The organism is Mesorhizobium sp. M0910 (assembly GCF_040319465.1).
In the GTDB taxonomy this organism is placed as follows: domain Bacteria; phylum Pseudomonadota; class Alphaproteobacteria; order Rhizobiales; family Rhizobiaceae; genus Mesorhizobium.
In genome coordinates this window covers 47647-62491 of the sequence record NZ_JAMYNZ010000014.1, presented here as the reverse complement: position 1 = coordinate 62491, position 14845 = coordinate 47647, and the positions used below count along the sequence as shown (strand labels likewise).

Below are 14845 nucleotides of genomic sequence, written 5' to 3'. Positions count from 1 at the left end.
AGAAAGCGATTAGACTCGGGGGACCGGGATCCAACAAACGCCTGCGGCCCAACGGCCGCGGCAAGGAGCATGGCCATGGACAAGCAGGACTATTATGCCCGCATCGAAACGCCTGAGATGCGCGACTATGGCGTCTACCTCAAATGCGACAGGCTGCTGGCCTGCCAGAAGCCGCTGGCCGAGATGGTCAATGCCGACGAGCTGCAGTTCCAGATCGTGCACCAGGTCGAGGAGCTGTGGATGAAGCTCATCGCCTACACGCTGATCGACGTCGTTGATTTCCTGGAAAAGCAGGACACGCATCGCATCGTCACGCTGATGGGGCGCGTGCACCGGCTGATGCGGCTGATGACGGCGCAGCTCGACCTGCTCGAAACCATGTCGCCCAAGGAATACCAGCAGATCCGGCTGCAGCTCGGCAATGGCAGCGGTCAGGAATCGCCGGGTTTCAAGCAGCTGTTGCGTCTGCCGCCGGATCTGTGGCGGGCCTTCAAGGCGTCATACCTCGACGGCCGCGGCCTCTCGGTCGAGGATGTCTACGATACCGGCTACGATCACGGCGACAGCTATGTCGTTGCCGAAGCGCTGGTCGAGTTCGACGAGCTGTTCCAGAAATTCCGCGCCAACCACCTCTACCTCATCCACCGCACGATCGGCCTCGGCGCGAAATCGCTGAAGGGCAGGCCGGTCGAATTGCTGGAGGCCGGCGCCCGCCACCGCTTCTTCCCGGAACTGTGGGACATACGCTGGGCGATGACCGACCGCTGGGGCAGCCAGTATGGAACCGTACGGGAGCCGATCAGCAAGCCGGGGGTGAACTTAGGGTAGTTCCAGGCTCGGGTTCCTCGCCTCGCGGCGGAGAGAGGGCCGCGAAGCGGCCGGAGAGGGCCTTTCTTTGCCGGCGCAGTCCCCTCTCCGTCGCGGCTTCGCCGCGCCACCTCTCCCCCATGAATGGGGGCGAGGAACCTGGTCTTGCGAGGCCTTCTCCCCGCGCACTTGTCTCCTGCAGGTTTTTCGGGGGATGATGTCGGGCTTGCGGCTGGTGGTGCGTCCTTGGGGCACAACCATCGTAACTCTTGGGAGGAGGTCGTGACCTTGGAAACCGCTCAATCAACCGTCCAGTCGCCGTGGCAGACCGCGGCAATCCTCATCGCCCGCCTGATCTTCGCAGCCGTCTTCCTGATGGCCGTGATCTTCAAATTCGTCGATATCGGCGCCACCGCCGGCTATATCGCGGCGGCCGGGTTTCCATTCCCGCTCTTCCTGGCCTGGTGCGCAGCCCTGCTTGAGGTCGTCCTCGTTCTATGCTTCCTGACTGGCGCCTTCTTCTCATGGGCAGCACTCGTCGCCGGCGCCTATGTGCTGTTCCTGGGCTTCGCCTTCCACGGGCCGTCGCACTGGGCCGGCAACCAGGCGGAGTTCGGCTTCTTCGTCGATCACTTCACCTTCCTGGCCGGGCTGCTGTTTGCCGCCGTGCACGGGCCGGGCCGCGTCCTGGCGCTGAGGCTTGGCAGGGGATGATGCCAAAGCTTGCTGCGGCGGTCATCCTCGATCGCCGCTTCACATCTGGTCGTTGTAAGGTTCCTTGATCTGACCAACCATGCGCGCCAGTTTCGAGAAGGACGGCATGTCCGTCTCCGGCTGACACTGATTGGCCAACTCCAGCAGTCGGATCGGGAAGTTGACGGCGTCGCGGCTCGACGCCGACATGCCCTCGGACCTTTCCTCGTTGGTCTCGCTGGCTTCGGCCTTGCGCAATGCGATATCTATATCCTCGACGGAGAGCACGCCCTTGCGGACCAGGACCTGATTGATCGATGCGATGGCCATAAGCAGGCCTTCGAGTTGCAGATTGGCGACGTTCATGATTTTTGCTCCCATTGGCTAAGGGTCAAACGCGCGAATGCCTGTTCTGATCCGGACGGTGGCGTCTCGCCGGACATTCCAGTGTGCTTCGCCAATCGGCTACTCTGCGTTTTTTCGCGTCTCAGGTGAATTTTGTTCTTGCTTTGTGCCGGCAGCTATGCTACTAATGTGGGTATGGTGCTAATTGGCTCCAACGACCCGCCCGCCGAGGCGGGTTTTTGTTTCAGGCTTCTTTTTCGATCAGACGTTACGTGAGCTGGCTATGAAGTCGGCGGGACAGCGTCCCCCCTCTGTCCTGCCGGACATCTCCCCCTCTAGTGGGGAGATTGGCTGTCATTGCCGCTTTCGCCAATTTTGTAGGTGCAAAAAGGCGCTGCCGCCAAAGCTGCCGATCTCCCCCCTCGTGGGGGAGATGTCCGGCAGGACAGAGGGGGGCGCGAAGGAACGCAAGCTTGCCGGCTGACAGCCGAGGCACCGAGGGAAGTTCCCATTTTTTGCCGCCGATGGCACATTTTGTTCTTGCTTTGTGCCGGCAGCTATGCTACTGATCTGAGTATGGTGCTAATTGGCTCCAACGACCCGCCCGCCGAGGCGGGTTTTTTGTTTCAGGCTCCCTTTCGACCAAACGTTACGTGATCTGCCGGCTGTGAAGTGGGCGGACGCAGCGAGGCGCTGGAACTGCCGATCTCCCCACTAGAGGGGGAGATGTCCGGCAGGACAGAGGGGGCGCGAATGAACACAACCTTGGCGACCGTTTCTTGAGCACAACCTCGCGGCGGGCAAAGGAAATCGCTTTTTTTCCACCCTGCCACATTTTGTTCTTGCTTTGTGCTGGCAGCTATGCTACTAATCTGCGTATGGTGCTAATTGGCTCCAACGACCCGCCCGCCGAGGCGGGTTTTTTGTTTCAGGCTTTATCTTTCGATCGAATGATGTGCGTGCTGCCGGCTGTGAAGTTGGCGGGACAGCGCCCCCCTCTGTCCTGCCGGACATCTCCCCCTCTAGTGGGGAGATTGGCAGCTTGGGCGACAGCACCTTTTTTGCATCCTACAAAATTGGCGAAAGCGGTGATGACAGCCAATCTCCCTCCTTGTGGGGGAGATGTCCGGCAGGACAGAGGGGGCGCGACGGAACGCGACCTCGAGGATCCTCAAATTAACGCGCCGCCGTGCGCCCCATCCCAGGAAAAGCACCATGTCCAACCGTTACGCCACCATGATCACCGACGATGACGGCCAAGAGGTCGTCAGTGCCATTGGCGAGTTCGCCGGAGCCGCACCCTATGCACGCATCGGCCGCTTCGAACTGATAGCCGCCGGCGTGCGGATCGGCATGGTGCGTGGCGGTACCGTCGACGCGGTCGGGGGCTTCGGCTTCCCGTCGGCAGCACTCGACGGCAAGGCGGTGGCAATTCTAAGGGCAAGGCTGAATGCGTTGCCCGACGCCGGTACGTTGGGGCCTGGCACGACGACCGATGCGAAATCGGCAAGCCAGCCGCCGAAACCGAAGTCGGCGCGCGCCGGCAAGAAAGCGCAGCCGCGCAAGCGCATCGTGCGGCCAGGCAACAAGAAGCCGGCGATCTCCGCCGGGACGGCGGAGTAGGGCATGGCCAAAGCTCCTTCCGCCGGCGATCCGCAGCCGCACGATCAAGCACCCGGCAAACTCGGCCGAACCAGGCGGCCGAAGAAGACGCTGGCCGACGGCTTTCTCGAAGCGATCCGCGCCGATTTTCGCGCCCATGGCGCCGGCGTCATCGCCGAGGTGCGCGTCGAAAAGCCCGATCAGTATCTGAAGCTCGTGCTGTCGGTGCTGCCCAAGGATCTTAATGTCAACATTAACAATCTGGATGCATTGAGCGATGACGAAATCAGGCAGCGCATCCGCGGCCTCGAAGCCGTCCTTAGGCCGTTCCTCGAGAAGCCGGGCTTCGCAAAAGGCCTCGCAGACCCGGGCGGCAAGGACAGAATATCTCAGCCTGCTGGCGGAGCTGGACCGCAGGCGCCGCACTAACCAGCTTGCCGCCTATCGGCCCTATCCCAGGCAGGCTGAGTTCCATGCAGCCGGCGCGACCAATCGCGAGCGCCTGTTCATGGCCGGCAACCAGCTCGGCAAGACCAGGGCCGGCGGCGCCGAATGGGCGATGCACCTCACCGGCCGCTATCCAGATTGGTGGCAAGGCAAGGTTTTCGACTGTCCGGTTCGGATGTGGGCGGCCGGCGTCACCGGCGAAAGCACGCGCGACAACCCGCAGCGCATCCTGATCGGCCCGCCGCAGCAGCAGGCGGCGTGGGGCACCGGTATGATCCCGGCCGACGCGATCCTCAGCACGATGGCGGGGCGGGCGCCGGGCGCGCTCGACAGCGTCGTGGTGGCCTGGGGCGGCGGTGGCGACGTGCAGGCCGGCGAATCCGTGCTGTCGTTCAAGAGTTACGAGAAGGGCCGCGAGAAGTGGCAGGGCGAGACGCTGCACGGCGTCTGGTTCGACGAGGAGCCGCCGCTCGACATCTATTCCGAAGGGCTGACCCGCACCAACGCCACCGGCGGCATCACCATCGTCACCTTCACGCCGCTGCTCGGCATGTCGGACGTGGTGCTGCTGTTTTTGTCCGCGGAGCAGGTGGGAGGGATGGGGAGGGGATGACAGGGCTGCGAAATCGCGCAACTCGCGTTCCTTCGCGCCCCCCTCTGTCCTGCCGGACATCTCCCCCTCTAGTGGGGAGATTGGATGTCGCATTGGCTTTCGCCAATCTCCAATGCTTGCGGATAAGCGAGACGCTGAAGCTGCCATCTCCCCCCTTGAGGGGAGATGTCCGGCAGGACAGAGGGGGGCGCTGTCCCGCCATCATGAAAACATCTTACCGAACAGCAGCATACGTCCAACACCTGCCACCATGATTCAATGCCGCGAGGGTGAAAACAATGACCCGTCACGTCACCTTCATGACCATCGACGACGCCGAGCACTACACGCCGCAGCAGCGCGCCGAGATCATTGCCGCCTATCCGGCGCATGAGCGCGAGGCGCGGGCCAAGGGCATTCCGGTGCTCGGCTCCGGCCGCATCTTTCCGGTGGCCGAGGAGCTGATCGCCTGCGAGCCGTTCCGGCTGCCGCGCTATTGGCCGCGGCTCGGCGCGCTCGATTTCGGTTGGGACCATCCCTCGGCCGCGGTCGAGCTTGCCTGGGATACGGAAGCCGATGTCGTCTATGTCACGAAGGCCTGCCGTGCCTCGCAGCAGACTCCCGCCATGCAGGCGCTGACGCTGAAACCGTGGGGCGATTGGCTGCCATGGGCATGGCCGCGCGACGGCCGTCGCGAGACGCTGGAGGGTGCGGGCACCGCGCTTGCGAAGCAATATTCCGCGCATGGGCTGAACATGCTCGCCAGCCATGCGCAGTTCGCCGACGGTTCCGTATCGGTCGAGGCCGGGCTGATGGACATGCTCGACCGCATGCAATCCGGCCGCTTCAAGGTGTTTTCGACGCTTCTGCCCTGGTTCGAGGAGTTCCGGCTCTATCACCGCAGGGACGGCCAGGTGGTGAAGCTGCGCGACGATCTGATGGCCGCGACCCGTTATGGCGTGATGATGCTGCGGGAAGCGGTGGTCGATCCGGCGGTATTCAAGGCGGCGCGGCGGAAGGCCGGGCAGGCCGATCCGCTGGGGGCGTTTCGGTGACCCTCCGCATCATTCCCGCCACTTTGCGCGATCTCTCCTATATCGCTGCCAACCTCCGGCCCGAAGACCGGGCCGAGATCGACTGCCAGTTCGACGCATGGTCGCCGGCTTTGCTGGCACTGACGGCGCTGCAGGGCTTTGCTTATGTCGCCGAGCTCGATGGCAATCCGGAGGCCGGCTTCGGTGCTGCCGAGCAGCGCAGCGGATTGTGGATCGCCTGGAGTTGGGGCACGCGCCGCATGCGGCGCTGCGTGCCTGCTATTACGGAGTTCTTTCACGCGGTGCTCGGGCCGGAGGTTGCGGCACGCGGCGCCTGGCGGGTCGAGGCCCGCGCCTTGGCCGCCAACGGTTTGGCGCTGCGCTGGCTTGCAAGGCTGGGCGCGACGCAACGCTGCCGCCTGCCGGGCTATGGCCGGAACGGCGAGGACTTTCTGCTCTACGACTGGACAAGAAGCTCTCACTTTGGAGAAAACCATGTGCCTTTTTCAAAAGCCGCCGGCGCTGAAGCCGTTGGCGCCGACACCGACCATTGCCGACAAGGACGTGCAGGCGCGCGAAGCCGCTTTACGGGCTCAGCTTGCGGCCAATGATGGCACTGCAGGAACCGTGAAGACCGATTTGTCGCCCGGCGACCTCACCGGCCAGCGCCGCGTGCTGCTGGGGGTTTGACATGGGCGCCATGAGAAGAGTGTTCCGCAACCGGGTGCTGGCGTGGTGGTACTGGCGCCGGCACGCAAGGTTGGCGAAGAAGCGGTGATGCTGCCAATCTCCCCACTCGTGGGGGAGATGCCCGGCAGGGCAGAGGGGGCGCTATCCCGCCGCCTCGGTGATCAATTTGCAATTACCGCCATCGGCTCATTCCGGTGGGAACGAAACTGAGCTTGGCGTTCCTTCGCGCCCCCCTCTGGCCTGCCGGCCATCTCCGCCACGAGTGGGGAGATCGGCAGCTTCCGCATTTTCCGTAACAGCCGAGCGCAATTCGTGTTCCTTCCGCACGGTTGACATTCCTTCCTCAGCCGCCATGCTGCAATGCAACATGGCCATCGAGGAGTCCGGCATGACAGAAGCCCGGTCATCGCGCATCGAGTGCCTGGACGGGCTTCGGGCGCTCGCCGCGATCTGGGTGCTCATCGGACACTGCGTGCTGTTGACCGGCTGGCATATTCCTATTCTCGGCGAACCGGATCTCGGCGTCGACCTCTTCATCATGCTGTCCGGTTTCCTGATGGTGTTCCACTACCAGCTGCGCCAGGACAAGGAGCCCTGGCAAAGGCCGGAAACCTGGCTGAAGTTCTGGACCCGCCGCTATTTCAGGATTGCGCCGCTGTTCTACGTCATGCTGTTCGCTGCCCTGGCGCTTGGCCCTTATCTCTACCAGTCCAGGATGGTCATCGACGAGTTCCTGCTGCGGTCGCCGCAGGCGCCCGAGCGTTATCTCGACGGCGGCTTGAAAAACATCGGCGCCCATCTGCTGTTCCTGTTCGGCCTGGTGCCGAATTTCGCCTATCGCACGCCGCTGCCCGACTGGAGCCTTGGCTTGGAGATGCAGTTCTATGCAGTGTTCCCGGCGATTATGCTGCTGGTGCGCAGGCTTGACTGGATATGGAGCGGTATCCTGGTCGCGGCGATCGGCAGCGCGATCGTGTTGTTGATGGGACAATTGTCGGTGCATTTTCCGATGCCGTCGTTCCTGCCGCTGAAGATGCAGATTTTCCTGTGCGGGATGCTGCTGGCGGGCGTCGTCCATCAAAGGCAAAAGCGGCCTTTCGTGCATCTGACATTGGCCATGGCTCTGGCCGCGCTGCCCTTCGGCGGCGGCTACGGGCTTGGCAAGTTTTTGATGCGCGAAGCGCTCGTCGTGGGTTTCTTTGCGCTGGTTCTCTACCAGATGCTGCCGGGAATAGCGGGCATCATGGCCAGAAAGATCGCCATGACGCTCGCCAACCGGTTCTTTCATCTGATGGGTGAGCTTTCCTTCAGCATCTATTTGATCCATCTGCTGGTTCTCCAGCCGGCGGCGGCTCTGGTTATCACCCAGTTCGGCCACGAATTGTCGGCGCCGCTGCGCTTCGCGATCGTTGTTGTCCTCGTCTTGCCGGTGGTGTGCCTGCTGTCCTGGATCACCTATACGCTGATCGAAGTGCCCGGCCAGAAGATGGGACGTTTCGTGGTGCAGCGCTTTGGGCGCAAAGCCGCGCTGGAGACGACGCCGGCGGAATAAGGCGCTTCCAATCTCTCCGCTTGAGGGGGAGATGTCGCCGAAGGCGACAGAGGGGGTCGCCGATCCACGCGAGACGACCCCCTCTGTCCTACCGGACATCTCCCCCTCAAGTGGGGAGATTGGCAGCTTCGGCGTCCCGCCGTTTTCTTTTTCAATCAATTTCATCAAGCGAGGCTGACCATGAGCGATTCCCGTGCTCGCGATATTCTGTCGCGACAGGCTGAACTGGAGAGCGAACGCAGCCAGTATGAGCATGTCTGGGAGGCGGTGTCCGAATTCTGCGATCCCGATGCGCCCGACATGTGGAGCGGCGGCCGGCAGGCCGGCGCGGACTCGCAGTCCGAGCGGCAGGAGCGGCGCGGTGCGCGTGTCTACGCCAATACCATCAACTCGGCCGCCAACCGGCTGGCCGCGGGGCTGGAAAGCCTGATCATCCCGCAGTCGGAGAAATGGCATGGGCTGTCGACCGCGGCAATCAATGACGAGGAAACCGACGAGGAGAAGGAATGGGCGGAAGCGCTGCGCGATTTCCTGTTTTCGCTGCGCTACTCCGCCAATTCGAATTTCGTGCCGGCAACGCAAGCCTGCCTGCGCAATGTCGTGCGCTACGGCCCGGCCTATCTCTACGCCGAGGAGGGTTTTGGCAGCACGCTGATCCGCTATGCCTCGATCCCGGTGGTCGAAGGCTATCTCTCGCGCAACCGCTGGGGCCAGGTCGATATCTTCCACCGCCGCTACGAGCGCACCGCAAGACAGGCGGCGCAATTGCTCGGCTACGACAGACTGCCGGCGCGGATCAAAGTTCTGGTCGACGACCCCGCCAAATGCGAGACAAAAATCTCGCTGATCCAGTGCATCCAGCCGCGCGACGAGCGCAAGATGTACAGCCTGAGCGGCTCCTACCAGTATCTCGACACCGCGTTCGCGTCCTATCATGTGATCGAGGACGAGGAGGCGATCGTCAGGGAAAGCGGTTTTCGCTCCTTCCCGGTATCGTGCTTCAACTGGCGCCGCTACGAGGGCGATCCCTACGGCATCTCGCCAACCATCGAGGCATTGACGACGGTGCGCGAAGAGAACGCCGTGCGGCGCTCCGGCCTGCGCGCACTTCAGCAGATCACCGATCCGGCGACCGCCTCGAAGGCCAGGCTCGATTATGTGCCGGTGCTCAATCCCGGCGAGAACTATCCCGGCCTGATCGACGATGCCGGCCGGCCGCTGATCGCGCCGATCGCCACCGGCCAGAACCCGACCTATGCCTTCAATTACGCCGACAGCCGGGCCGAGGAGATCCGCGACATGATGTTCGTCAATCTGTTCCAGACGCTGGTACAGAACCCGCAGATGACGGCGACCGAGGCCTTGATCCGGCAAGAGGAAAAGGGTGCTCTGCTCGGCCCCTCCGGCTCGATTATCCAGGCCGGCTTTGCCTCGAATCTCGACCGCGAGCTGGGTATTCTGGAAGACAAGGGACTTTACGAGGAAGACAGCCGCTTCCTGCCGCCGGCGAGCCTTGCCGGCAAGGCGCTGCGGCCGACCTTCACCGGCCCGCTCGACGTGCTGCGCCGCTCGGCCGAAGCGCGCGACACCATCCAGGTGGTCACCACCGCCATGCAGATGGCGCAGTTCGACCCCGGCGTCATGGACAATATCGACGGCGACGAGGCGCTGAAGATCGTGCAGGGCGCCGGCCGCAGCCCACAACGCATCTTCCGCCGCCAGGATGAAGTGGCGGGCATCCGCGATGCCAGAGCCAAGGCTCAAACCGCACAAGCAGGCATGGCTTCGATCGTTTCTGCCGGCAAGCTGGCCAGGGATGCCGTACCGGCGGCCGTGCAGGCGCGCGACAGCGGCCTGCTCGATGGGCTCGGCGGGCTGATGCCGCAGGGCAACGGCGTACAGGGTGGCGACGTACAGGGTGGCGGGGCATGAGTGGCAAACGCTTCGCCCATTCCAGCCAGGCCGGCGGCCCGGCCAAGGCGCGGGATGCGCTGGCCAAAGCCTATTTCAGGGTATTCTCGGGCCAGGACGGCGAGATGGTGCTGGCCGACCTGACGGCTGCGACCGGCTATTACCGCCGCCCGTCCTACGGTGAATGGCTGGCCAAGACCAAGACGCCGAACGGCTTCGAGCTGCACAGCGCGCTCAGCAACGCGCGGGCCGAAGTGGTGCAGCACATTATGGGGTTCCTGACGCTGGACGAAGCGCAGCTGGCGGCGCTGGAGAAGGCGGCGCGGTTGGAAGGGTAGCGGGCTTAGGACCGGCGGCCTTGCCACAGTCATGGCCTGCTCCGACCGATCGTTCGCGGGAGTCCGCGAGCCCGGCCAACTCATAAGGGAATGACAATATTTTGCCGAGGCCATTTAGCCGACGGCGCAGACCGCCAGCATCTTCAGTGCCGGCGACACTCTCATTGGCGACTTCTCCAAAATTCATGACCCGACGAAGGCGGCGGCACGGGGCCGGCGCGCGGCAGCGCCGCGCCACGATCCCCGGCGCGCTCATGGCAGGACACAAATAGATGGCGACCATACCTCTCCAGCTTGCCCAGCGCCGGCTCGATGCCGGCAATGTGCTCTCCTATCCCGAAGGATCGCCGGTCGGCAGGGCGATGCAGGGTTTTGGCGACGAGCTCTCTGCCGTCGCCGAACGCTACCAGCAGCAGAAGCAGCAGGAGGCGGCGTTCGACGCCGACCTCGCGCGCCGTCGGTTCAACGGCCAGATCGGGCAGGCGGAAGACGAGGTGGTGGCGAATGCGCCGGCCGACGGCAGCGGCCTGCATGACACGATGTATGGCCAGGTCGATCCGCGCACCGGCCGGATGATCAAGACCGGCCTTTTCGACACGCTGTTCGCCGATGCCCTGCCGAAAATGCCCGAAAGCCAGCGCGCCAATTTCGCCAGGCAGAAGGAGGCATTGCCCGAGGCCGGCTCACTACGGATGGCGGCGAGGCAGCTTCAGCGGCGCGACGAGTATGAGCAGGCCGAGTGGACCAAGGTCGACAACATCTCAACCAGTGCCATCGCGCAAAGCAACCCGAAGGACACCGAGAACTTCGACACGATCCGGCAGAACGGCTTTGACCTGATTGCCAAGATCGGCAACCCGCTTGCCCGGCAAGCGGCGGCAGTCGCCTGGCGCGGCAACACGGCCAAGGCGCTGATCCAGGCGATGATCGCCCAGGACCCGAAACGTGCTGCAGAGATGCTGGGTGCCGCGCAGGCTGGAAACCGAACTAAGGACGACACCACCGAAGTCGTTGGCGGCTCCAGCGCCTTTGGTGCGCCCAATGCGGCGGCAGCGAAGGGTGATCGCGTCGGCAAGCAGACGCCTGATGAAAGGGTGGCGCAGGCGTTCAGGGACGACCTTCCGCAACAGGAACAGGCAGCGCTGATCCGACAGGCGCAGGCGGCCAACACTGCTCAGCAGGTTGAGCTTCGCACCAACATTGGTCTCGCCGAGCAGAACGCGCCGGGCGCCATCGCACAGACTGGCGCCTATTCCGGCAAGATGCCTGGTCGGGACGCCTTCATCGCTGTCTATGGCGTCGAGGAGGGCGGCAAGCAGTACGGGGATTTTGCCAGAAAGATTGATGTTGGTCGTCAGGCCTTCGGCATGCGCACCATGCCGAACCAAGCAATCCATGCGGCGCTACGCGATGCCGAACCTGGTCCTGCAGGTTCCCAAGGGGAGCAGGCGCGGTATCACGTCACGGCCGCCGCCGCGCTTCAGACGCTGGACGCCAGGCGGACGGACCCTGCCGCATACGTTCGCAAGGTCTTTCCGAGCGTCGACGCAGCCTGGAGCGAGATCACCACTCCCGACAGCGAGTCATGGAATCGTGAAGGAGGGCCGGACACCTACGACCGAGGAACTTATGTCCGAGCAATCGCCGCTTCAGTTGCAGCACAAAAGCAACTGGGCATCGAGAACTATCAACCTTTCCCATGGTCTGTTCTCAAGAACATCGCCACGACATTCAAAGACGGGAGCGTGCCACAGGCGGACAAGCACACCATCCTGTACAGCCTCGTTGGTGGGGCGTCCGATCCAGAGGTCCGAGCAGCCTTATCCCAACAGCTCGTCCAAGCCGGGCTTCCTCAATCGGTCGAAAGCCAACCGGCTAGGCCCGTTGTTGCACCTGTGATCGCCGGGAAGCAGAATCAACCGCCTGCTCCTTCAAACCGCAGGAAACCTCAATCGAAACTGGAACTCGCCGCGGAGGACTTCGGCAACTACCTCACCGAAGGTTTTGAAGGCCTAGGCCGAGCCCCGCACGACATTGGGCTGTTTCTTCAGGATCTGCGCGACGATCCTTTGGACGCGCTCAGTCAACTGCCGGTCACTTCTGCCTCCGGATTAGCTGCAGAGGGCAGCCTGGCGTTCGAGTCACTCGGCCAAGCCGTTGCAAAAGGACTGGCCATTGTCCGCGCCGGGACGGGCAAGTTTGCCAAGCCGTTAGAGGAGCTTACGGCCAGTGGGTCGCGGGCCACATCAGAACTCGCCGTTGAGGGAGCGGCGGTTCGCCAGACGACCGAGGTTGAGTCTCGTGCAATAAATGCAGCAAAAGAGGCCGCTTACCTCTTGAGCACCGGCGTCAAGCCTGACAAGGCTGAGCTTCTTGCGATAATAAAGTCGATCGCCAGAGACCCCTCTAAGATTAGGCATCCGGGAGCATCGTTTGGCAAAGCTCTTTCAAAAAATTACCGCAAAACATTTCTTGATGCGAACCCGAATCTAAAGGGAGAGGTTGTCGTCCATCACGCTGCAGAGCAACAGATATGGACCAGATATCCAAGCCTTGTTGCTGAAGATGAGATGCACTCTCTTCAAAATCTTCGCGGCATACCAAAAGGATTAGATAACCTTTTGCACAAGATCGTTTTCCGATTCGAATGGGATAAATTTTATGCGTCGCACCCCCAGCCAACGCGTCAGCAGGTGCTGGACTACGTGACTTATATCGACAAACAATACGGACATCTGTTCAATCCTCCAATAGGTGAGTGATGCAATATTTTTACATATGGCCGAACGTCGCTGGTGGACTTGGTGAAAACACCGTTCTTGACTCGAGTGTCCATCCGCCAATCGTGACCAAGCTTCACTACGTTATAGAGGGCTGGTTTGGCGATGTGATCGTTACGACGTTCCCGTGTTATCTCGTCACCGAAGACACCCAGCGCGCACTGCAAAAGATGGGTTTTTCAGGCGCGACGTTCGCCGACGCCGAAGTGACAACATCCGAAGAGTTTCATGAGGATCAACCTGGGCAGGAACTTCCACCCTTCGTCTGGCTTAAAGTGAATGGCAAGGCCGGCCGGGACGATTTCGGGATCGCAGCGGACTATCGCCTCGTCATCTCGAAACGCATTCTTGATTTGCTGGAATCATTGGGAATACCGTTTGCTGTCATCGAGCCTTACGATGGTAAGTAGCAATGAGGTTGGGCTTTCATTTTTTTGATCCTCATTAGGTGAATGGTGGACTATTTTTACATAAAGCCCAATGTCGCCGGCGGAATAGGCCGTGGCACCATCATGGACACAAGCGTTCACCCCCTGTTGTGAGCAAACTCACCTACCAGATGGAAGGATGGTTCGGCGATGTTATCATTGCTGGCGATCTGCGTGTGGTCATATAGAGCGTGTGCTGAATCTACTCGACCGCTTTGGTATTCCGTCAGCGACGATTGAGCCCTACGACGGTCGGTAGTGCTATTGTTGCCATAGTTCGCGCCGTAGTGGATGTGCATGAAATCAATCCAGTGAAGTTTGGCGGCAGTTCACCGACAACAGGGGTATGCCGTGGTGGAACCAGTTGCTGAGCGACCTGGGACGATAGCAATGGGACATATTTAACTGAGGGACATTCGACGCACCGGCTGAATCCGCAGTCGTCGACGGCCTGTCCGCACGGTTGGGAGTCGTGCTGCCAAGGATTACATGATTTCCTCAAAGAGCATAATGGAGGCGAAGGTTTCATCGGCAATTACTATACTATTTTTTTAAAGCCGAAGAACTGGCTGACTTCAACCGCGGATATGAGGTTGAAAAATATGCGCCAGGCATCTTCTTATTCGCATCTGACGGAGGAGGTGAAGGCTATGGCTTCGACACTGAAGATGCGGCCATGCCAATCGTACGCATCCCATTCATAGGTATGAATCGGCAATCCGCTGAGACGATAGCGCGTGACCTCGCCGATCTATTTGCTCGGTTGGTGGACTGAAAATGCCCGACCAAAATAGATATTTGCGCCCCAAGGGCATGGAGCTGTTTGAGATCGGCGATCCAGTCAGTTTGGAGAATAAGATCTGGTTGACCAGACAAGGGCATTTTGAGGCGGTGCGCTACTGGAATCGAGCTATCGGGATTCTGCTTAAGGCGGCGCCGGAGAAAGCGGCACCGGCGGATGGGTAGGGTGCGGGGAGCACTGACCTTGCGGAGGCCATGACGCTTTCGGCCGATCATTGTGCAAGTTTACGAACCCGGTGTAATGCAACTCGTCCCTAGATCTCAACATGATCGAGGGAGTATCTTCCAGAAAGCACTGCATCCGAATGGCCGAGGAGGATTTTCCCTATGGGGAAAAAAATGAAGTTGCTGGATATCGTTGGGCGGTTGTCGGAATTTGACGAGGAGGACCCGGTCTACGCAGCGGAGCCCACAATCTACGCGGCGGAGCCTTGGACAGAGGATTCAGACGCGATGGTTTTGCCTCAGCAGGATGGGGTGTTGGTACCACCCGAGGCAGCTAAAGAGGGCCTGGCATACTTTCTCGAAATCAACCTTGCGATCGAGATTACCGAGGCTTTGGTTGCATCGCAGAAAGAAAAGCCAAGCATTTCCGCCATCTGCGAACGCGTTATTTATTATGCCACCTATGATGCGTGAGAGGTTAAATGTTGACTAACCCACGTTATGATGGACAGCCGCTGCTTAGGCTGCTCGATGTTTATGTGCTCTGGGCGATCGGAGAACTTTCTCAAGAGTCGGAGGATGGCTTGAAAAGGATGGCCCCCAAACTGCGATCTATCTATGGCGGCGACGGACAAATGGCATGACGCAATAGCCCACTCT

14 protein-coding genes and 1 pseudogene are annotated in these 14845 nt (G+C 61.3%); 14 read left to right on the top strand and 1 reads right to left on the bottom strand.

Features of this window, described 5'->3' with window-relative positions:
• Positions 1-75: 75 nt before the first annotated feature.
• Together NKH78_RS27380 and NKH78_RS27375 are read left to right on the top strand one after the other, a co-directional pair.
• Positions 76-828 (top strand): tryptophan 2,3-dioxygenase family protein, encoded by a 753-nt coding sequence (locus tag NKH78_RS27380; RefSeq protein ID WP_352705245.1) that lies wholly within the window; start codon positions 76-78, stop codon positions 826-828.
• Between the two features lie 261 nt (positions 829-1089).
• Positions 1090-1521 carry a DoxX family protein gene (locus NKH78_RS27375; RefSeq protein ID WP_254819626.1) on the top strand — a complete coding sequence of 144 codons (432 nt, stop codon included), beginning with the start codon at positions 1090-1092 and terminating at the stop codon, positions 1519-1521.
• Between the two features lie 39 nt (positions 1522-1560).
• On the opposite strand, the gene NKH78_RS27370 is transcribed toward NKH78_RS27375, so the two are convergent.
• Complete coding sequence (locus NKH78_RS27370) at positions 1561-1866, bottom strand: hypothetical protein (protein ID WP_254819625.1); 306 nt, start codon at positions 1864-1866, stop codon at positions 1561-1563.
• Positions 1867-3060: 1194 nt separating this feature from the next.
• On the opposite strand from NKH78_RS27370, the gene NKH78_RS27365 reads away from it, so the two are divergent.
• The 12 genes and pseudogenes from NKH78_RS27365 (at position 3061) to NKH78_RS27310 (ending at position 14659) form a co-directional block, all read left to right on the top strand.
• Positions 3061-3468 carry a hypothetical protein gene (locus NKH78_RS27365; RefSeq protein ID WP_352884806.1) on the top strand — a complete coding sequence of 136 codons (408 nt, stop codon included), beginning with the start codon at positions 3061-3063 and terminating at the stop codon, positions 3466-3468.
• A gap of 3 nt (positions 3469-3471) precedes the next feature.
• Entirely contained in the window at positions 3472-3876 is a 405-nt protein-coding gene (locus tag NKH78_RS27360; RefSeq protein ID WP_352645407.1) for a hypothetical protein, read from the top strand.
• 79 nt (positions 3877-3955) lie between these two features.
• Positions 3956-4507 (top strand): terminase large subunit domain-containing protein, encoded by a 552-nt coding sequence (locus tag NKH78_RS27355; protein ID WP_254819621.1) that lies wholly within the window; start codon positions 3956-3958, stop codon positions 4505-4507.
• 272 nt (positions 4508-4779) lie between these two features.
• A pseudogene (locus tag NKH78_RS27350) lies at positions 4780-5541 on the top strand (phage terminase large subunit family protein); the annotation flags it as partial.
• The gene (locus NKH78_RS27345; RefSeq protein ID WP_352740086.1) at positions 5538-6131 is read left to right on the top strand and encodes a hypothetical protein; all 594 of its coding nucleotides are present in this window, start codon (positions 5538-5540) and stop codon (positions 6129-6131) included. The pseudogene NKH78_RS27350 and the gene NKH78_RS27345, both read left to right, overlap by 4 nt.
• A 467-nt stretch (positions 6132-6598) precedes the next feature.
• A complete protein-coding gene (locus NKH78_RS27340; RefSeq protein WP_352740087.1) occupies positions 6599-7762 on the top strand; it encodes an acyltransferase family protein in 1164 nt (387 codons plus the stop codon).
• A 180-nt stretch (positions 7763-7942) separates the two neighbouring features.
• Positions 7943-9694 (top strand): portal protein, encoded by a 1752-nt coding sequence (locus NKH78_RS27335; protein WP_352509924.1) that lies wholly within the window; start codon positions 7943-7945, stop codon positions 9692-9694.
• On the top strand, positions 9691-10011 hold the full coding sequence (locus NKH78_RS27330) for a Bbp19 family protein (RefSeq protein WP_352509923.1): 321 nt from the start codon (positions 9691-9693) through the stop codon (positions 10009-10011). Before NKH78_RS27335 ends, NKH78_RS27330 begins: the two co-directional genes overlap by 4 nt.
• 272 nt (positions 10012-10283) lie before the next feature.
• Positions 10284-12773 (top strand): hypothetical protein, encoded by a 2490-nt coding sequence (locus NKH78_RS27325; protein WP_352884803.1) that lies wholly within the window; start codon positions 10284-10286, stop codon positions 12771-12773.
• Positions 12773-13201 (top strand): hypothetical protein, encoded by a 429-nt coding sequence (locus NKH78_RS27320; protein WP_352475513.1) that lies wholly within the window; start codon positions 12773-12775, stop codon positions 13199-13201. The genes NKH78_RS27325 and NKH78_RS27320 overlap by 1 nt, the downstream gene beginning before the upstream one ends.
• Positions 13202-13996: 795 nt before the next feature.
• A complete protein-coding gene (locus NKH78_RS27315; RefSeq protein WP_352475512.1) occupies positions 13997-14185 on the top strand; it encodes a hypothetical protein in 189 nt (62 codons plus the stop codon).
• Between the two features lie 174 nt (positions 14186-14359).
• Positions 14360-14659, top strand: coding sequence for a DUF7716 domain-containing protein (locus NKH78_RS27310; RefSeq protein WP_164759187.1), 300 nt, complete (start codon positions 14360-14362; stop codon positions 14657-14659).
• Positions 14660-14845 lie beyond the last annotated feature (186 nt).

Bases quoted from the DNA above. Each gene is read 5' to 3' on its own strand.
- NKH78_RS27380 (WP_352705245.1), top strand. From the start codon at position 76: ATGGACAAGCAGGACTATTATGCCCGCATCGAAACGCCTGAGATGCGC.
- NKH78_RS27370 (WP_254819625.1), bottom strand. From the start codon at position 1,866: ATGAACGTCGCCAATCTGCAACTCGAAGGCCTGCTTATGGCCATCGCA.
- NKH78_RS27365 (WP_352884806.1), top strand. From the start codon at position 3,061: ATGTCCAACCGTTACGCCACCATGATCACCGACGATGACGGCCAAGAG.
- NKH78_RS27360 (WP_352645407.1), top strand. From the start codon at position 3,472: ATGGCCAAAGCTCCTTCCGCCGGCGATCCGCAGCCGCACGATCAAGCA.
- NKH78_RS27355 (WP_254819621.1), top strand. From the start codon at position 3,956: ATGGCCGGCAACCAGCTCGGCAAGACCAGGGCCGGCGGCGCCGAATGG.
- NKH78_RS27340 (WP_352740087.1), top strand. From the start codon at position 6,599: ATGACAGAAGCCCGGTCATCGCGCATCGAGTGCCTGGACGGGCTTCGG.
- NKH78_RS27335 (WP_352509924.1), top strand. From the start codon at position 7,943: ATGAGCGATTCCCGTGCTCGCGATATTCTGTCGCGACAGGCTGAACTG.
- NKH78_RS27330 (WP_352509923.1), top strand. From the start codon at position 9,691: ATGAGTGGCAAACGCTTCGCCCATTCCAGCCAGGCCGGCGGCCCGGCC.
- NKH78_RS27325 (WP_352884803.1), top strand. From the start codon at position 10,284: ATGGCGACCATACCTCTCCAGCTTGCCCAGCGCCGGCTCGATGCCGGC.
- NKH78_RS27320 (WP_352475513.1), top strand. From the start codon at position 12,773: ATGCAATATTTTTACATATGGCCGAACGTCGCTGGTGGACTTGGTGAA.
- NKH78_RS27315 (WP_352475512.1), top strand. From the start codon at position 13,997: ATGCCCGACCAAAATAGATATTTGCGCCCCAAGGGCATGGAGCTGTTT.
- NKH78_RS27310 (WP_164759187.1), top strand. From the start codon at position 14,360: ATGAAGTTGCTGGATATCGTTGGGCGGTTGTCGGAATTTGACGAGGAG.